Genomic DNA, 18,220 nt, shown 5'->3' with positions numbered 1-18,220 from the left:
CATCATCTCCTGAATTTTAAGTGTTTTGGTTAGTTGATTTCTTCTGGGTCTACAAATTTCACCTCCGGATACAAGTCGTTTGGTCCCTGAATCAGATCTCCACCCGTTCCTTTCAGTTGCTTGTTAAAGAAATCGAGTACATATTGATTTACGATGTTTGCTCCTCTTTTACCATTGATATCTCCTGTAATGCCCGACAGTTTAATCAACTCCGAGTAGAATTGAAGATCCGTGAAATTGAAGTGCTGGGTTCCTTCTACATAGATCACTTTTCCCCCATGATTCATAACATTTTTCATAATGTGCAGCTCATCTGAAAGAAATTTAGTTACTTCATCATCCGAATTTCTATCCATTTCAAAGTTGGCGAACCAGTCTTCAAAACTTCCCGATCGGATGAACATAAACGGCTTGTTTATATCATCTCTATTTTCCACTTCATATAGTGACCCATCCATATTAACCCCGGCCTTGATTCTCTGATCTAAATACGTTGCATTAAACGCGGTTGCACCCCCAAAAGAATGCCCCATCGCGCCGATGTGATCTAGATCGATTTTTCCTTTAAACTGACTTTCGATTGCACCTGAATTCAGCTTTTCGATTTGATCGATTACAAACTCCACATCTTTCGTCCATATATCCCCTGTTTTTGTACGTTCATCTAGTGTAGTTGTACTTTTTTTATAATCCGTTACACGGCCATCTGGAAAAAGGGTAGCAAAGGTGCTATACGTATGATCGATGGTGAACACGATATACCCATGACTGGCCAGATTCTCGGCCTGTGATACATGTAGAACTCTACTGGTTCCCATACCATGAGATAGTAGTACCACGGGATAAGGACTTGAAGAAGGTAATATTTCTACATTTTCATAAGAGTTGGTTTGGCTATACTTCCAGTAGTCGAGCACAAATTCAGGTAGTTTTAAAGAATTAGAGAAGCTCTGAATATACTTTTTGAACATTTCTTTATCTTTTGGAAACAGCGTGTCACGCTTGTTATTATTGCTGTTTTCAGTTGGGTACCAAACTTGAACCATTAGTTCTCTCTTATCGCTTTGATCTTCAGTGAAGATTTCGTCTCTGTTCTGGTCTGTTAAATGAAATGTTTGAGTACCCACCTTCTCTGGACCATCAAGCTTCGGCAGATTAAAAACAGGTAAGTATACAGACAAGACGGTAGAACCAACAAGCAGAATAACGATTAAGGAAGATAAACTATATTTCAAGAACTTCCCTATTTTTAGATTCATCATCTTTTCGGAATGTCTGAGTAAAACAATAATTATGAATAGAGCCGTCATGATATATACCACAAGCAACTGCCATCTGTATCCCTCAACTAACAATTGAACTACGAGTATAACGCTACTTCCTATCCCCAAACCCAATCCTGTTTTCTTTGCACTTCTTGTAATAAATAGGAGGTCTACGAGTAAAGCCAAACAGGATAGAACTAACAGTATCTCAAATAATCTCAATTGAATTCCTCTCTCATCACGGACTTTTACAGAATTTTTACTTCGCTTCGTTCATGAATGCTCTAACATCTTCAGCTATTTCTTTAAATAACGTATGGTGCAAGTAATGCTCGCCATCCATGGTGATTACTTTTCCATGTACTGAATCCTTGGTCTGCCCTTCATGCAGCGGAATCCATCCTTCTACACCTTCATTATTCGCTTGTACAAAGAGTAGAAGTGGCAGGTCTTTAGGGAAGGTTAAACCTTGGGCTCCTTTAAAATTGGAAGCAATATGGTCCATCTCATTCAAAGTCGTGGAACTGTTCGAGTTTTTATTCGACAGCATGTTCATCTGCTCTACGGTATGTTCATCAAATGCGAGTCCAGCATAGGGGTCACTACTAAATTTGACCACCAATCTTTGGAGACCTGATTTTTTAAGAAATGCGAACGTTTTAGTAGGTAATTTGGCATCCATACCCGGTTGTGTTGAAACACTGCTATCAATTCCGACAAATGCCGTGACCTCATCCGGATATTTGTTCACATAATCAATGCCATAAATGCCTGCAATGGAGTGGCCCATCAGCATGTATTTGTTAATATCAAGTTGCTGTAGAGCTTCATGAACTTCACTTACGATGTTCTCTGTGGTTCGTTCTTTTTCAGTCTCATCACTCAATCCATAACCGAAAGGTTCAACTGCAACAACTTTGTAATATGGTGATAGCTCATCGATGAGCAGCTTAAAATCAAGCGCTGGTGCTGCTGTTCCAAAACCAGGCAGAAGTACAATCGTTTCCTTGCCTTCGCCTTGAATGAGCACATTCATATTTTTCCCGTCTACAGATACATGCTGACCATAGGAATCTATTTTCTTGGCCTCTGAATTACTACTGATCACATTGGTGATATAAACAATACCTAGAAATAGAATAATGGCGATTACGATTGATCCTACTATTTTCAGTATCATGTTTCTCACTTTTTTGGCCTTTGATCTATTCTTTGTTTTCTTTTCCGCAGGCTGCGTCGTCAGTGTTATCTTCTCCTGTCTTGAACTGATAGTTCGATTGTCTTTTTTGCTGCTAATGAAATCTTATCCAATGAAAATGTACTCCCCGTGACGTCAATATGAACTGAATATGAACAAGCCAATTCATTTATATTTACTGCTGCGTCATAAATTCCCTGAATTTTTCAGCAATTTCTTTGGCATGGGAACGATACAAATAATGATTTGCTTCCAGCAGCACCACTTCACCACGCACAGAGTTCTCTATTAACTTCTCGTGTTCCGGAACCCAATTGTCTGCTGCCGGATGATTCTTTTGAACAAAGAAAAGAACTGGAAGATTAACAGGGAACGTTAGTTGTTCAGATGTTTTAAAGTTGGAATACATACTTTCTGCCTCATTTAATTGCGTGGTATTATACATATTTTTGCGTATCAGAATGTTCAATTGTTCTTTTGTTTGCTCATCATAAGGCAGTCCATCATAAGGGTCAGCACTCAGTTTCAGTTGCACTCGGGCAAAACCTAAGTTGCGGAACCATTTAATCGGTTGTGTATCTGATGATTCAATCTTCTGTTCACTTATCGCCGGAACACTGCTATCCAACCCGACATATGCACTTATTTCATCTGCATATTTGTTCACGTAATCCAGGCTATAGATCCCCGAAATGGAATGACCCATGAGGATATAACGATCAATATGTAGACTCTGTAACGCTTCATGAATTTCACTGACGATATTTGCTGTGCTGCGTTCCTTTTTGGTCTGATCACTCAATCCGTAACCAAAGGGCTCAACAACGACAACTTTATAATATGGAGATAACTCGGAGATCAGTGGCTTAAAATCAAGCGCTGGTGCCGCTGTTCCAAAACCAGGCAGAAGTACAATCGTTTCCTCGCCTTCGCCTTGAATGAACACGTTCATATTTTTTCCGTCTACGGATACATGTTGACCATACGGCTCCATTCTTTTTTGCTCCGAATAACTGCTGATTTTATTGACGGTATATACGATAGCTACAAAAAGTAAGATTGCTATAATGATTGCACAAAGTACTTTAAACAAAATGTTTAACACTTTCTTGTTTTTGCTTTTACTCTGGACTTCTCTGTCTGCTTGTTGATTCACATTCATCTGCTCCTATCCTCATCTGTATATTGGCCTGGCAGGCTACTTAAGAAATCCTAATCAAGAAAGATGTACTCCCCATGACCGGAATATGAACGGAGCATGAACAAGCAAAAAAAATGTCCTATGTAACATACAAGGAAGCTTGCATGTTACATAGGACATGAACATTCGGTTTAGATAATCCGATGGATATTCTATTCATTGACCCTATCCTGTGAGCCTAACCATCCGTTGGTGGATGGATGGGCAACGTGATCATAAAGGTCGTGCCTTGACCAGGTTCACTTTCCACTTGGATGTCACCCTGATGAAGGGAGACGATCTGTTTAACGATAGCAAGTCCCATACCACTCCCGTCATATTTACGACTGTGGGAACGATCTGCCTTGAAAAAACGGTCGAATATACGCTTCTGATCTTCCAGGGGAATTCCAATGCCCGTGTCGGATATTCGAACAGTCACATTTTTGAAGTCCTCTTCGATACTGACTTTAATCATACCGCCATCCTTGGAAAACTTGATGCTATTTCCGATGATGTTTGTCCATACCTGATTTAACTGATCGTGATCAGCCGTTACCTTCACGTTCTCCAAATCAAGCTCGAAATGAATGTTGCGCCCAGACCATTGAGGCTGAAGCGCAACGATGACCCGCCTGATCTGTTCATCAAGGCTTAAGGTGGTGAGCCGTAGTTGCTGTGACTGCGATTCAAGCAAACTCAGCTTGAGCAGGCTATCGCTCATTTTGGACATTCGTTTTGCTTCGGAGATGATAATATCCAGGTAACGGTTTCGCTCGTGTTCTGAGAGATTTACTTGCTTCAGTGCCGAAGCGTAACCGGATATCGAGGTGAGCGGAGACTGAACCTCATGCGAAACATTTGTAACAAATTCCCTGCGCATCTGCTCCAACTGCTGAAGATCATGCATCATTTCTTCAAAGCTGCGGGCCAATGTACCAATCTCCGTCGTTTGTTTAATGTTCAGCTTGACGTTGAAATCTCCAGCTGCAATCCGTTTGGTCGCTTTGGTCAATTTTTTGATCGGTCTAACCAGATATACAGAAGCAACCACAATCAACAAACTTCCTACAATCAAGGAACAACTTGCAAAAATCAATCCAAACTGGACCACAAAAGAGGCTGAGGGCGGTGAGAGTGTTTCTAGAAACATCGCTCTTGTACCCGTTTCCGTCTTGATCGGTAGCCCCAAAAGAACGGTAGCGATACCTTTAGGTGTGTCCTGCACAACCCCTCCGTTTAACACCTTCTTGAGTTGATCCGTCGATACGGGTGATGATTTATGTTCGTTAAGCTTCCCATAAGACTGGAACTTGCCCGTTGCATCATAAATTCGAATATGATACGAATCAAGTTGTTTCATTCTACTAACGAATGATTCTGCTTCATCAGCAGGCAGCGTCTTATAAATCTGCACAACGTCCTGCCCAAAGTTGCGTATGTTAATTTGAGCATTTTCATTCAATTGATCTTCGAACATCCAGGTAGACATAAAAAATGAAATAATCGTGCCTGTGATGACTGACACCAGAAAGGTCAGAACAACACGAATATATAAGGATCTGATCATTCATAGACCTCAAGTCTGTACCCTAGCCCACGCACCGTTTCAATCCGAAAATCAGGTGTTGTCGCGAATCGTTCGCGCAGGCGCTTAATATGTACGTCTATTGTTCGATCATCTCCCGCGTAATCAATACCCCATATCTGATCGATCAATTGCTCACGTGTATAGACTTGTCCTGGTGTTCCAGCAAGCTTATACAGCAATTCGAACTCCTTAAGTGGTAACGTAAGCGACTCTGTGCCTCTCATCACCTTATACGTCTGACGGTCCAGAATGACGTTGCCAAACTGGATTGTGTGTGTGGAGCCGATTTTGTATCGTTTCAGTAATGCTCGGACACGAGCGGTCAGCTCTAACGGATCAAACGGTTTGGTCAAATAATCATCCGTACCCAGTTCGAATCCTTTCACCTTCTCCCAAGTCTCTCCTCTCGCCGTCAGCATGAGTAACGGGAGGTCGGGATTGGCTCTTCGGAGTTCTTTACACAGTGCCCAACCATCCATGACAGGCATCATAATATCAAGGACGACCAGATCTACTGGAGTTTCGCCATATATAGTGAGAGCTTCCTTACCGTCCGCAGCTTCCACTGTTGTGAATCCATCGTTTTTGAGAAATAGACAGACGAGTTCACGAATGTTCGCATCGTCGTCTGCAACGAGTATAGTAGCCATATGTTTTTTCTGTCCTCTCCGTTACGTTTAAATATATAGTCCAACTTGTATAGTAAATATTAAAACATCTTGCTTATAGTATATCCACAGCAAACATCGTATGTTCTTTCAACGTTCCCTGGATTGGCACAGGCTGTGACCCATTCTCCTTGAATCCTGCTTTTTGAAGGACACGGATGGAACCTGTATTATCGGGCACAGCGCCAGCTTCGATTCGAGTAATTTCAGTTTCGTATTTGGCAAATTCCAGTACACATTGCAGGGCTTCGCTCATATATCCTTTTCCTTGATGAAGAGTATCCGTCACATAACCAACGATCCATTTTGGGGTAGAATCCAGTATGATCTCGAACACGGAAATCTCACCGACAAGTTCATCCGTTGTATGTAGAAAAATACCAAAGGAATAGCGATCTCCTTCTTCTCTTTTCTTGTTCCAGCTCTCAATGAGTGACCTTTGCCCCTCCAAGCTATAGAAAGACTCATCCCGATTACTCGCTGAGATTCTTTCAATTTCCGCACGGTTGCGAACCTGTAGATCCAGAAGCAATGAGGCATCTTCCACATTCCAAAATCTCACATAGATACGTTCTGCACTATATTTCATTACATTATTCCTCCTCTATTAACCTTAGGTGCAATTGTAGCATGATTATATCAGGTCATTATAAGAGTACGAGCGAATCAACGAGAATTGTTTAGCCAGGAAATGCGGTGAATAAGGCATATCATTGCGCAGCCAGGAAACAATGGTCCCAATCAGGGCCGAAGAACCGTACCAGATTGCGATTTCTTTGTGAATGCCGGACTCTTCCAGTTCATCCTCGATCTCCACCCGATCAATCTTGGCTTTGACCAGCGTACTTAACAATTTGAGCAGTCGTTCGGTGAAAATCGGTGTGCGCTTCGTGGCAAGTACCACCTGATAGAACGATGCGTTCTCTGCAAAATGCTCCAGCAACTTGACCAAAACAGGCCAAGCCTCTTCCGTTCTCTGTTTCTCAAAATGAGGGGCATATTCATTCACAATCCGTTCAATATTCTCAATCATCTCGTCCGCCATCTTCTCCATCATATCCGTAATATCACGATAGTGCAGGTAGAAGGTTACCCGATTGATCGTCGCTCGTTCAGCAATTTTGTTGACTGACAACTTCTCAATATCCATTTCCTGCAGCAATTCAACAAATGCACCCCGGATTAACTGACGAGTTCGCAAAATCCTTGGGTCCACGGTCGATTTCTTCTCGTCTTTCACATGTATTCCTCCTTTAAATTTTAAACATTACAATTTTAAACGATAAGTCGTTTATTTTTGATTTACACAACAAATTCGTTTTTTTTGTAAAATAAACAACGATAACACGCCATAACGTAAATTGTAATCTGTCCGAATATGTATATAATTTAATAAATACAATGTAAACTATACAACACGTTGTAAATTTAGTCACGTGTGGATTGAAAGGATGAAAAGGATTGAGTCAGGCTAGAGTACAAGAAGAATTATCCGTAAAGAAAGGCCCCATCCTGTTTATCATGATTTTGGGAGCCTTCCTTGCAACGTTGAATCAAACGATCATGAGTGTCGCTACACCGGAACTGATGGGTGATTTTAACATCTCCGCCGCAACAGCACAATGGTTAACGACAGGTTACATGCTGGTGAACGGGGTGCTTATCCCCATCACGGCCTACTTCATGCAACGCTTTTCAACCAAGCAATTATTCCAAGCTTCCATGTTTATTTTCCTGATTGGTACCATCGTATCCGCTCTTGCAGATAACTTTGGCACACTGCTGACAGGACGCATGATTCAGGCAGCGGGTGCCGGCATTATCATGCCGCTCTTAATGCACGTTATTTTGACCTTGTTTGCCCCTGAAAAACGAGGATCTGCAATGGGTATGGTTGGTTTTGCCATCATTTTTGCCCCTGCAATCGGGCCTACCCTTGCCGGTTATATCCTCGAGAACTACTCTTGGCAAACGATGTTCTACGGCATGATTCCATTAACTCTTATTGTCATTGCTTTTGCATTTGTATACCTGAAGAATGTATCCGAACGGGTCAACACAAAGTTCGACACAATCAGTGTGGTGCTCTCCACGATCGGATTTGGCGCATTGCTCTATGGTTTCAGCAGAGCAGGAAGTCTGGGATGGTCAAGTGCAGAAGTTCTTATCTGCATTGGGGCTGGAATTGTTTCTCTTGCCCTGTTTACATGGAGACAGCTCGTTTCTGAAACTCCGCTGCTTGATCTGCGGGCATTCAAATACAACATGTTCTCCTTGACCACGGTCATTAGTATCGCGATTACAATGATCATGTATGCTGACATGATGTTGCTTCCCTTGTATCTCCAGAACGCACGTGGTTACACTGCGCTGGAGTCCGGATTATTACTCCTTCCGGGTGCGCTTGTCATGGGCTTCCTGATGCCAGTAGCCGGAAAATTGTTTGACCGATTTGGAGCGAAATGGCTCGCTGTTATCGGGATGGTGATCACCATCGTGACGACCATTGGTTTCATCGACTTAACGGATTCAACCAGTTATGGTTACCTGGTATTAATGTCTACCGGCCGCCGAATTGGTATGGCTCTGCTCATGATGCCGATTCAGACTGCGGGACTTAACCAACTGCCACCAAGACTTGGTGCACACGGTACAGCTATCTCCAACACCGTCAGACAAGTAGCTGGCGCTGTAGGTACTTCATTGCTCGTAAGTGTCATGACCTCCCGTACAACGGCACACGTACAGGATATGATAGCGACTGGTGCAGCCAATGGTCTCAGTCAAAAACAGCTTGCTACAGAATCCATGATCCAGGGTATTAATGATGCATATGTTGTTATCATCGGTATCGCTGTTGTGGGATTGGTTCTTTCCTTCTTTATCAAACGTACCAAACAAGCGAAAGAGGAAGAAATTAAACAGGTTGTAAGACAAAAAGTTTCCATGAATTCAAATTAAGGTGTCCAGCCTCATACTTGCTTGCATAACAAAGCGGCAGATCAAGACGTTTACGTCTGATCTGCCGCTTTTTAGGTTGTATCCCGTATGAACCTTTCGCTCTAGCCAACTATCTTCACTGGCAGATGGATCAACGACTGCCCCGGAGCTGAAGTGGCCAGATTATTCTCCAGATCAAATGAATCCACTGGTTCAATCCGCGCAATTTTCTCCACAAATGCCGTCAAGGCAATGCTGAGTTCCATTCTTGCCAACGGGGCACCCAGACAAAAGTGTGGGCCATTCCCAAAGGTAAGATGTTTTTTGTTATTACGACGATGAATGTTTAACTCAAACGGGTCTTCAAACATCTGCTCATCCATATTGGCTGCACTCATCCAGGAGATCACAACATCGCCTTTTTTCAAATCCACTCCGAGCAATTGATTATCCTGCTTCACTGTCCGATGTCGCTTGGCATTGTGGAACCGATAACGGAGCATTTCTTCGACTGCGAGCGGAACCAACTCGGGATTCTGTCTTAGTTGATCATACAAGCTGGGGTCATCATACAGGAATGAATAGAATGTATTTGAAACCATATGACTGGTTGTCTCAATTCCAGCTCCGAGCAACAGCATGGTTGTGCGAACAACCTCATCCTCCGTGAACTTCTCACCTTCAACATCAACGTTCAACAGGTCGGTAATGATATCCTCACCAGGGTGGGTCCGTTTATGAACTACAATGGGGTATAGGAATTGATAATACTCTTGCGCTGCAGTTTGTTTTTTCAGTTCACTCTCCTCAGCCGTCTTTGGATTCGAGGGCTGAAACAGAATATCTACCCAGTTCTTGAATCGATGGCTGTCTGTAAGGGGGATACCGAGCAGATCGGCCATAACCATCGAAGGCAGTGGAGCGGCCAACGCTTGAACAATATCAATGGTCGTATTTGGCTCAATATCTGCTACCAGCTGCTCTGCGATGTTGCGAATTCGTGGCTCCCAGTTTTTCAGACTACGTGGTGTAAAAGCAGCAGATAACAACGAACGACTCTTTTGATGACGGGGAGGATCAATACTTGACATATTGAATTTGTCTGGAGGTGTGCCTTCATTGTTCTTTGCTCCAACGGCAATGGTCGTCCGGCTTCCTTCGGCTGAAAAATATTCATGATTACTGAGGACCTGCTTCACATCATCGTATCTGAACACATTCCAGGTGTCTGTATCTTCGTGATAGTACACAGGATGCTCGGACAGCATTTTTCGAAACCAGTGAAGTGGGAAAAACTCTTCAGATCTGGACTGAAACCCCGTGATGTCCTCAACGCGTATCACTTCTTTATACATTTGGAATCCACCTCTCAGCATCGTTTTGTGATTGGTTACATGGGTACCTGAATTGACAGTTCAGCACCTGATTCCATTTTATACCATACGTTCATTTATTGATATAAACCATTTGAACTAAATCATAAAAACCCCTTAACATAAGGGGTTTTTGTTTTATACGTATCGTATATTATTTCTGTCGGTGTTTCAGAAAGATAAGCCATACGAACCGATCAATCGCCTAGTTTCGCCAATGCTTCCTGTAGCTGTTCCAGCTGTGCAGACAGGGTTTCAATTAAATTCTGCGTTAGGCTTGCCTTTTCCATTAAGGCTTGCTCTTCAGAACTGTCTTCCGATGCAATCTTGATTGGTGATGACTTCAATACCGACAATTCGCGTTTGTATGTTTCTTGTTTCTCCAAAGCTATACGCAGCTTTTCTTTTGTCGTACCGATCTGATGCTCCAGATATATGATGTCGGACGAGTTCGCTCCATCGGATATACGTTGTGAATATGTCATGGTTCACCTCTTTCAATTTCATCCATTGCTTTACCAACAGTATAGGGCTCAATATCGATATCCAGCTCCATGCCGAGAGCTAGTTTCGCCAGTTGACTCCCAATAAAAGGACCCATGGTCAATCCAGAGGCTCCAAGTCCATTTGCGGTAATCAGACCTTGCCATCCTGGAACAGCTCCCATTACTGGTAGAAAGCCAGGTGTGAACGGACGGAACCCAACCCTTACTTCCTGGAATGTGCTATTGGCTAGCCCCGGTGCCAGTTCCAGACCTTTATTCAAAACTTCCTGCATGCCCCCTGCGGTTACTCTTGTATCATAACCTTCCACATCATTTTCATGAGTGGCACCAATCACAATCTTCTGTTGATCAAAGGCCAGCAGATATTGATCAGAAGGTGGCATGATTACAGGCCAGCGGCCTGTATCCTCCCCATCCGTGACATGCAGATGCATAATTTGTGCCTTTTGATAATGCACTTTAAAGTGTATGCCGAGTGGCTTCAGCAGTTCGTTGGCCCATGCACCTGCACAGACAACGACTTCATCTGCCAGGAAACTCTGATCATTAACACTCACACCAATGACCCGATCCGCTTCGAATTGAAGCATGGCGTCTCCATGGATCACATCCGCTCCATTTCGCTGTGCAGACCGGATCAAGGCATCGCGCAGCGCCCTTCCATCTATACGTGCAGCACCGCTGATATGTACCGATTGATAACGTTCATCCAGTAGAGGAAAACGATCACGGGTTTCTTTGGCATCAAGAGGTGTAATGTCACCAATCTCCGGTGCATCTGCTTTGCGTAGGTGTGCCCGTTCTTCCATCTTGTTGATTTTGTCCACGTCCGTATGAATACTAAGCGCGCCCACTTGAGCATAACCAGTTTCCGTTTCTCCTTCGCCTTCAAGCTCCGCTATGATGCCAGGATAGAACCGCGCACCAGCCTTGGCAAGCTGATACCAGTCCTGATTACGTCGCTGTGACAGCCATGGACAGATGATACCGGCAGCTGCATCCGTCGCCTGTCCTATATCTTTTCGATCTACGATGATTACCTCTGCGCCCCGCTTGGCTAATTGATAGGCTGTTGATGCCCCCAGAATACCCGATCCGACTACGATGACTTTCTTCATGTTTGCATCCCTTTCCTTAATCACTCATTCCTTATAGCGTATACCGTTTCGCATTCTGTTGGCAAGGCGGGCGTACTTTTAGATCCATAAATAGAGGCTGATCAGACTACAGTTCATACTCATTCATCCAATTAATAATCGTTGAAGCATTTATATGAAAACGTTTTATATATTGCCCGTCATTCAATTAAAATTATTCCATTTATGTAATATAATTCTTTCTAGGTTTCTTTTAACGCTGTAACCACGCCACTTACGCACATGATCCTTTAACGAAAAGAGGAATAACACGACGATGCCGAAACCTAGTATGGGGAATCCGATGGATACCGATATGCCGCTCATGATTACAGGGCAAAACCAGTTGACCGTTGATGAATTGATGAATTGGAGCGACCATTCACGGGATTACAGCATTGTACAGTGCATCGGAGGAACAGGGCGAATCGCAGCAAAGAATCATGAATTTTCGATCAAAAAAGGGACCGCTCTCATTTTGTTCCCGGAGGTAACCTACCGTTACCACAATTTGAGTGATTCATTACGATTTGATTGTCTGTCTTTCAATGGCTATTTATTGCCACGGTTCTTGCATTCCTTGCAGATCGGGGAGCTGCGCGCCTTCAAGCCGGATGGAATGCTTCATATCCTGTTGCGTGAAATTACGTTGGCGCTGCAGTCCCGGCACAAGGATCAGATCTGGCACGTATCCGCATTACTGTACATGCTTTTGGTCAGATTAACCATTGAAGGTGAACGCTATAGTGCTTACGAACGTTCTGATGCCCGATTAAGATTGGATGAACTCATTACTTTTATCAAACAAAATTATCATCAGGATATCTCTCTCCCCATGTTGGCTGAGCAGATGGACGTTACCGAACAGCACCTGAATCGGATATTCAAAAAAGAATTTCAAATGACTCCATTGGAGTATCTGATGCGATATCGGTTGTTGAAAGCCAAGGAAATGCTCATCGAAAATGACGCTACGACCGCTCATGAAATAGCCAAAGCCGTTGGTTTCAACAGTGCCAGTTACTTTGGATCAGTGTTCAAAAAATACGAAGGGATCTCCCCTATCGAGCTACGCAAGCAGTATCTGGATTAGAGCGCCTCCATATCGATCTCGGCCAGCGAGGATAACCGCAGTTCATGCATGGCGAATTCCAGACCACGCGTTACCTCGTTAGGTACGATGATACAACGAATACCTGCCGCATTGGCTGCCTTTAAGCCATTAGGTGAGTCTTCGAACACAATCGCTTCGGAAGCCTCGATCCCAAGACTCTGGAGAGCAAGAAGGTACAGTTCAGGGTCCGGTTTCACTCGCTTCACATCCTCGGATGTATGAACGACTGTGAAATAATCAAAAATGCCTAATTTCTGCAAGTAACCATGCACCCAATCTCGTGTGGAGCTGGAAGCAACCGCAAGCTGAATCCCCTTCTCCCTCGCAGACTGAAGCAATTCATGCACCCCTGGAAGAATAGCAGCTTGTCCCAAATAGACTTCGTATTTCTGTTCAGAGAGCAGTTTAATGTGATCATGATCTATCTTTTTTTGGAGCGCCTGCTCCAGATACAGAAATGGATGAAACTCCTCAAAGGATGTCCCCACATTTTTCGACCATAACTCCAGACCAAGTTCAACTCCGTGCTCTTCATAAATATCCCGAAACGCATAATACCAAGGTGTCTCTGTATCGACAATGAGTCCATCAAAATCAAATATAAATGCTTTTACCATGAACCTGTTCTCCCTCCAGTGATCGGCCAGGGGAGCGGATTAGAAACGTGCGGTCAAGTCCGGATGAGTAACGTTCACGGATAAAAAGTGACACGTACAGCCCGTTCCAGTCGGCGACTGAACAACTAATCCAGCTCGAAGTTCCCCCTGAATCGGCATGCCGAAATAACGAATTAGTTTCCATTCTTCCCCATCGGGTGAATAAAAGAATGATATACAGTCCTCTACTTTGCGTATACGCAGGTAGGGATTAGGTACAGAGACTTCAACCGAATTGCAATCATCTGATGAACCATCACGTGTCACCACCGACACGATGGTAGGCACTTTACCATCATATTCAAAACAAATTTTGCACCAGTTAAGATCATCCGCCATCACCATCAGACATCCGGAATCATATTGATTTTTCATATCTACGGTTAATTGGGTTGTGATTTCGAATTCGCCAGGCACAGGCATGGACAAGAAAGGAGCCGTTGCACGAATGTGCTTCCCCGCTGGATCTTGGAAAAAGTCGGTGTCTGCCTTCGCTTCCACCAGCACACCTCCCTGATCCGTATAAGACCAGATTTCGGGCTCGTTCATCCAGCTCCATTGCTTCCGTGCTTCTGTTGTCATTATGTTAGTCATTTGTTAGCAGCCTCCCAAGTTAAAATATGTTCTAGAGGTAGTTCAAAAAGTACGCTTTTGATTACTAAGGATGCCTAGTGGCATCATCAGCATCGAATATGGCATTCAGCCGAAATGTCCGTTGCTCACGTAGTCTTCCTACGCTCCGCTACTCCATTTCTAGCTTCATCCCATCTTCTCGGTACTGAAAACCGCTCTTTTTGAACATGCATTTACTCATTTTTTTCTGTACTACATATTCGCTCCAGATACAGTAAACCCCTTTTTCTACATATTTTTGTAAGGTTCCAGCACTTGGGAGTGCTTTTGCGGATCTGGCAGGAAGAACATAATGACCATGAGTACGACATATAGACCAAGAATGACACTGAACAATAGTGTTGGATTGTGATGGTAGAGCAAGCCCGTCAGGTAACCGGATGGAATGGCTGTAAGTGTCATGACGGTCTGCACGGCCGAGAACATATCGGCTTTCTCATGCGTACCCAGTCGGTTCATCAGCAGGGAATCCCGGTATGTCTGCAAAATGAAGTTACCCGCAGCGAGCACGATTAGCGTGAGAAACAACATACCTATATTCCCCACAGGGATCAATAGAAACAGAATGGCTCCGGCCGTGCTAAGCACGATGGAAAAACCAACATACTTTTCTTCGGAACGCCGTTTCAGTCTCGGAATGATGACCAGATAAAGCAGCATGACGGTTACCGCAGTCACTACTGGGATAAACGAAATGACACGGTCATCAAATTTCAACTGTTCCTTGAAGAAAATGACCTGAAAGAAATTCAGCTGCAGAATCAGATTGGACAACACCGTGATCAGGATAATCGGAAAAAGTCTCCGTTTGTAGAACGATTTGCCGAACAGGCGCAGACTGGAACCCAAACTCTGAAGCACGCGGGTTTTACTATGCAATCCCATAAGTTCCTTGCCAACTTCAGTCTCATCCGTGTATCGGTTACGAATGAAGAACATCGCAGTCATCAGGATGCCCCCGACAAAGTAAATGCTGGCGAGTGTAGGCACAATACCATAATCAGCAATGACAACCCCGGCAATAGGTGTTAATACCCCGGCTCCTGTAATAATCATGTTGAGAATGGCAAACACCTTGGATCGTTTGTGTTCCTCTACATCCTCTATGATCAGACAGTTAAAGGCGACCGTTACAAACTTGGATGTTGCATTCAGTAAATAAGCGATCAGGAACAGCCAGAAGTTCTGGGAGAAGGCCCAGATGAACATGGGAACACTCCAGGCAAGCAGATCAAAGATCAGTGTTGTTCGTTTGCGCCCCAGCTTATTCGTAATGGAACCCGCAAACAATTGAAAGATAAAGGCAAAATAAAGATTCACCGAATTGATTAAACCGATTTCTATGTCCGAAAGTCCGGCTTCCTTCATATATAAAGGAGCGTAAAAGAGAACGATCGTGCCCGGAATGGCCCATACCGGTTCGAGTAAAATGGAGTAGCGTGGATTCTTCGGCAAATCTTGAAGCAATTTCAATCGATATCCCTTCCTTCTGCGGTTTTCACCGCTGCGAATTCCAACTTCTCGCAGCGGCAAACCCGCTAATGTCTACATGCTTATAGTACCTCTTATAGGATAAGAGCTGTTTTCACCGAATTCATCGGCAGTTTCTCTCCAGTATGCATGTCATAACCAATCGTTCCATTAAAGGCCTGTTCATAATCACTCAGCAGTTCCTTGGCTGTCACCATCTGTTCCAGTTCCGGGATACTTTGGGCAAATTTCAGTGCCGTACTGATCATCGAGTGATTAGCTACCGCGCCAATGATACTTATACCATCATTAATCACGGCTGTTGATTTGAACGTCACCTCATAGCTATCGTCATATCCCATCGGAATAATTTTGCCGCCTTTGGCAATCAGCTCAAACCCTACATGAAGCTGGTTACCAACCGCGTCCACTACAATATCAAACTTTTTGTTATTATTGATCTCGTATACTTTATCCAGTGTCAGATCCTGAGGATAAAACACATGATCCGCGATCCCTGAAGCGAACTCTTTGCGGTATGGATCAACTTCCGTGCCTACAGTAAGCCTCGCCAATCGTTTGCTCACAAGCTGACACAGGGAACCGATGGCACCAGAACCGAGGACCAGTACAGAGTCACTGGGCTTAGTCCCTGCTTTCATGAACGTCTGAAGTACACATCCCAGTGGTTCGATCATCATGGCCGTTTCCCAACTCATGGAATCCGGGATGGCATAGATATACTTTTCGTCCCCGACAAAATATTCGGCAAAGGTTCCGTGTGTCGTCATCCCTACTTGGTAGTCATCAAAATTCTCGCAGTAGATGAACAGACCCTCACGGCAGTATGAGCAGGTACCGCAAGATTGCGTGGGATCAACCAATACCCGATCACCGATCTTGAAACCACGAACTTCGTCGCCCACCTCAACCACTGTACCTACACCTTCATGACCAATGATCGTTCCTTTATTCGCCGGCACTTTGCCTTTGACAATATTCAGATCTGTCCCGCAGATGCCGGAACCATAGATTTTAATTTTTACCTGGTTTGGCTTTTGAATGGTTGGCTCATCAATCTCCTGGTAAGTCACCTGTTTGAGATCTTGATATACGAGTGCTTTCATTGAATAATTCCTCCTAGTCGATTGTCGTTTATGATCTATGGATTAAGCTTCAAACGTTTTCGAAAGTTGCATCGCATGAAGATGTTCCTGCTTCTGAATCTCTTTCCAGTCTGACAGGATCTGCAACAGCGCTTCCTCGACCCACAGCAATTCTTCCCGTGTATGGGCATCGGAGAAAATAAAGTAACCTTTGGTGAAAATGCCGAAGTGAGCCATTCTCTTCACCATGAACTCGCGGAAAGGGTCTGTCTGGAAGTTATCTTCAGCCAGGGATTGAATGCAGAAGCTTGCATACGTCCCTCTCACTTCCAATTGATCCGTCAATCCGAGTAACACAAGTTCAGATTCCAGACGATCCATGATCCGGGTTGCCGGATCACGCCAAGTCGGCCATACTTTCGCATTTTTCATTAATCGTTCACAGGCAATCGCTGCCGCGAGCGCTGTCGTTTCGCTGGAATGGGCATTACTGAATCTGACCTGTCCTGACAAAGACATCAAGTGCTCAGGTCCCATAACCGCTGCGAGTGGTAAACCGTTTGCCATACCCTTAGAGATACAGAGCAGATCAGGCCAGATGTCATATTCTCCTGCTGTAGCCTGCTTGCCCATTCGAATACCGGACGTTACCTCATCGAATATAATAATGATGTCCAGAGACCGACATAGGTTTACGGCTTGCTCCAGCGCGTCCTTTTTCCACTCGTTGGGGCACAGAACAATACATGCGATATCCTCGGGAGATGAGGTAATCTGAGCCTCAATTCGCTCCGTAGTAGGTTTGTTGATCCAGATCGTTGAACGCTCGATATCCACCGGGATGCCACGTTCTTTCGTCTGGCCACCATAATAACCGTAGGCAGACCAGTCGTGCCACCCATGATACGCTGTTGCAATAACCTTGCTTTTGCCACTAGCGGCACGGGCCAGACGCACGGCCCCACTCACTGCATCAGCACCACTCTTGGTGAAGCGCAGCGATGGATAACGACCCTCGAACCGATCCAGAATCAACTCGGCACATTCAAGCTCGATGTCGGCAGGTAAAGAAAAGCTTGTCCCTTTTTTCAACTGGTGAATGACGGTTAATTGGACTTCATGTCTGGCATGGCCCCATGACGCCGTACCCATGGCCATCTCACAATCCAGCCATTCATTCCCGTCGATATCTGTAAATCGGGAATTATAAGCCTCTGCACAACATACGGGGGTATGCCCCGGAAATAAACGTTCAGGTGCTTTGGCTAAAGTGCTGCATCCGCTCGGAATTACCTTTTCGACTTGTTCCAACCACTCCAGATTACGGGTAAATCGTACGGCACGATCGAGCGTGCTCTCTTTTTCTTTCACCTTAAGTACCTCC

17 protein-coding genes are annotated in these 18,220 nt (G+C 44.3%); 2 read left to right on the top strand and 15 right to left on the bottom strand.

Annotated features, from left to right (window positions below; genetic code table 11):
- Positions 1-29: 29 nt before the first annotated feature.
- The 7 genes from ACE04G_RS15775 to ACE04G_RS15745 form a co-directional block, all read right to left on the bottom strand.
- Positions 30-1,487 carry an alpha/beta hydrolase family protein gene (locus tag ACE04G_RS15775; RefSeq protein WP_449004524.1) on the bottom strand — a complete coding sequence of 486 codons (1,458 nt, stop codon included), beginning with the start codon at positions 1,485-1,487 and terminating at the stop codon, positions 30-32.
- A gap of 37 nt (positions 1,488-1,524) precedes the next feature.
- The gene (locus ACE04G_RS15770; RefSeq protein ID WP_449004571.1) at positions 1,525-2,445 is read right to left on the bottom strand and encodes an alpha/beta fold hydrolase; all 921 of its coding nucleotides are present in this window, start codon (positions 2,443-2,445) and stop codon (positions 1,525-1,527) included.
- A gap of 193 nt (positions 2,446-2,638) precedes the next feature.
- The gene (locus ACE04G_RS15765; protein WP_449004523.1) at positions 2,639-3,625 is read right to left on the bottom strand and encodes an alpha/beta fold hydrolase; all 987 of its coding nucleotides are present in this window, start codon (positions 3,623-3,625) and stop codon (positions 2,639-2,641) included.
- 217 nt (positions 3,626-3,842) lie between these two features.
- Entirely contained in the window at positions 3,843-5,213 is a 1,371-nt protein-coding gene (locus ACE04G_RS15760) for a sensor histidine kinase (RefSeq protein WP_449004522.1), read from the bottom strand.
- Positions 5,210-5,884 (bottom strand): response regulator transcription factor, encoded by a 675-nt coding sequence (locus ACE04G_RS15755; RefSeq protein WP_017688634.1) that lies wholly within the window; start codon positions 5,882-5,884, stop codon positions 5,210-5,212. The genes ACE04G_RS15760 and ACE04G_RS15755 overlap by 4 nt, the downstream gene beginning before the upstream one ends.
- A gap of 73 nt (positions 5,885-5,957) precedes the next feature.
- Entirely contained in the window at positions 5,958-6,491 is a 534-nt protein-coding gene (locus ACE04G_RS15750; RefSeq protein WP_449004521.1) for a GNAT family N-acetyltransferase, read from the bottom strand.
- Between the two features lie 45 nt (positions 6,492-6,536).
- A complete protein-coding gene (locus ACE04G_RS15745; RefSeq protein WP_449004520.1) occupies positions 6,537-7,142 on the bottom strand; it encodes a TetR/AcrR family transcriptional regulator in 606 nt (201 codons plus the stop codon).
- Between the two features lie 281 nt (positions 7,143-7,423).
- On the opposite strand from ACE04G_RS15745, the gene ACE04G_RS15740 reads away from it, so the two are divergent.
- A complete protein-coding gene (locus ACE04G_RS15740) occupies positions 7,424-8,863 on the top strand; it encodes a DHA2 family efflux MFS transporter permease subunit (protein ID WP_221819629.1) in 1,440 nt (479 codons plus the stop codon).
- Positions 8,864-8,964: 101 nt separating this feature from the next.
- On the opposite strand, the gene ACE04G_RS15735 is transcribed toward ACE04G_RS15740, so the two are convergent.
- The 3 genes from ACE04G_RS15735 to ACE04G_RS15725 all read right to left on the bottom strand — a co-directional run bounded on the left by ACE04G_RS15735 (position 8,965) and on the right by ACE04G_RS15725 (position 11,839).
- A complete protein-coding gene (locus ACE04G_RS15735; RefSeq protein WP_237175514.1) occupies positions 8,965-10,197 on the bottom strand; it encodes a cytochrome P450 in 1,233 nt (410 codons plus the stop codon).
- A 215-nt stretch (positions 10,198-10,412) separates the two neighbouring features.
- Positions 10,413-10,700: a hypothetical protein gene (locus tag ACE04G_RS15730; protein WP_449004519.1), complete on the bottom strand. Its 288-nt coding sequence runs from the start codon at positions 10,698-10,700 to the stop codon at positions 10,413-10,415.
- Positions 10,697-11,839, bottom strand: a complete 1,143-nt coding sequence (locus ACE04G_RS15725; RefSeq protein WP_449004518.1) for an NAD(P)/FAD-dependent oxidoreductase — start codon at positions 11,837-11,839, stop codon at positions 10,697-10,699. The genes ACE04G_RS15730 and ACE04G_RS15725 overlap by 4 nt, the downstream gene beginning before the upstream one ends.
- Positions 11,840-12,134: 295 nt before the next feature.
- On the opposite strand from ACE04G_RS15725, the gene ACE04G_RS15720 reads away from it, so the two are divergent.
- A complete protein-coding gene (locus ACE04G_RS15720; protein ID WP_339308322.1) occupies positions 12,135-12,950 on the top strand; it encodes an AraC family transcriptional regulator in 816 nt (271 codons plus the stop codon).
- On the opposite strand, the gene ACE04G_RS15715 is transcribed toward ACE04G_RS15720, so the two are convergent.
- The 5 genes from ACE04G_RS15715 to ACE04G_RS15695 form a co-directional block, all read right to left on the bottom strand.
- Positions 12,947-13,588, bottom strand: a complete 642-nt coding sequence (locus ACE04G_RS15715) for an HAD family hydrolase (RefSeq protein WP_017688642.1) — start codon at positions 13,586-13,588, stop codon at positions 12,947-12,949. The genes ACE04G_RS15720 and ACE04G_RS15715 overlap by 4 nt on opposite strands.
- 39 nt (positions 13,589-13,627) lie before the next feature.
- Positions 13,628-14,221: a DUF1349 domain-containing protein gene (locus ACE04G_RS15710; RefSeq protein WP_449004517.1), complete on the bottom strand. Its 594-nt coding sequence runs from the start codon at positions 14,219-14,221 to the stop codon at positions 13,628-13,630.
- Between the two features lie 267 nt (positions 14,222-14,488).
- Entirely contained in the window at positions 14,489-15,733 is a 1,245-nt protein-coding gene (locus ACE04G_RS15705; protein WP_051449724.1) for an MFS transporter, read from the bottom strand.
- A 92-nt stretch (positions 15,734-15,825) separates the two neighbouring features.
- Positions 15,826-16,857 carry a zinc-dependent alcohol dehydrogenase gene (locus tag ACE04G_RS15700; protein ID WP_076211861.1) on the bottom strand — a complete coding sequence of 344 codons (1,032 nt, stop codon included), beginning with the start codon at positions 16,855-16,857 and terminating at the stop codon, positions 15,826-15,828.
- A gap of 42 nt (positions 16,858-16,899) precedes the next feature.
- Positions 16,900-18,207 carry an aminotransferase class III-fold pyridoxal phosphate-dependent enzyme gene (locus ACE04G_RS15695; RefSeq protein ID WP_237175520.1) on the bottom strand — a complete coding sequence of 436 codons (1,308 nt, stop codon included), beginning with the start codon at positions 18,205-18,207 and terminating at the stop codon, positions 16,900-16,902.
- Between the last annotated feature and the right edge of the window lie 13 nt (positions 18,208-18,220).

It is taken from the genome of Paenibacillus sp. AGC31, assembly GCF_057334655.1.
This window is presented reverse-complemented; position numbering and strand designations above follow the sequence as displayed.

Bases quoted from the DNA above. Each gene is read 5' to 3' on its own strand.
- ACE04G_RS15770 (WP_449004571.1), bottom strand. From the start codon at position 2,445: ATGATACTGAAAATAGTAGGATCAATCGTAATCGCCATTATTCTATTT.
- ACE04G_RS15765 (WP_449004523.1), bottom strand. From the start codon at position 3,625: ATGAATGTGAATCAACAAGCAGACAGAGAAGTCCAGAGTAAAAGCAAA.
- ACE04G_RS15760 (WP_449004522.1), bottom strand. From the start codon at position 5,213: ATGATCAGATCCTTATATATTCGTGTTGTTCTGACCTTTCTGGTGTCA.
- ACE04G_RS15755 (WP_017688634.1), bottom strand. From the start codon at position 5,884: ATGGCTACTATACTCGTTGCAGACGACGATGCGAACATTCGTGAACTC.
- ACE04G_RS15750 (WP_449004521.1), bottom strand. From the start codon at position 6,491: ATGAAATATAGTGCAGAACGTATCTATGTGAGATTTTGGAATGTGGAA.
- ACE04G_RS15740 (WP_221819629.1), top strand. From the start codon at position 7,424: ATGATTTTGGGAGCCTTCCTTGCAACGTTGAATCAAACGATCATGAGT.
- ACE04G_RS15735 (WP_237175514.1), bottom strand. From the start codon at position 10,197: ATGTATAAAGAAGTGATACGCGTTGAGGACATCACGGGGTTTCAGTCC.
- ACE04G_RS15730 (WP_449004519.1), bottom strand. From the start codon at position 10,700: ATGACATATTCACAACGTATATCCGATGGAGCGAACTCGTCCGACATC.
- ACE04G_RS15725 (WP_449004518.1), bottom strand. From the start codon at position 11,839: ATGAAGAAAGTCATCGTAGTCGGATCGGGTATTCTGGGGGCATCAACA.
- ACE04G_RS15720 (WP_339308322.1), top strand. From the start codon at position 12,135: ATGCCGAAACCTAGTATGGGGAATCCGATGGATACCGATATGCCGCTC.
- ACE04G_RS15715 (WP_017688642.1), bottom strand. From the start codon at position 13,588: ATGGTAAAAGCATTTATATTTGATTTTGATGGACTCATTGTCGATACA.
- ACE04G_RS15710 (WP_449004517.1), bottom strand. From the start codon at position 14,221: ATGACTAACATAATGACAACAGAAGCACGGAAGCAATGGAGCTGGATG.
- ACE04G_RS15700 (WP_076211861.1), bottom strand. From the start codon at position 16,857: ATGAAAGCACTCGTATATCAAGATCTCAAACAGGTGACTTACCAGGAG.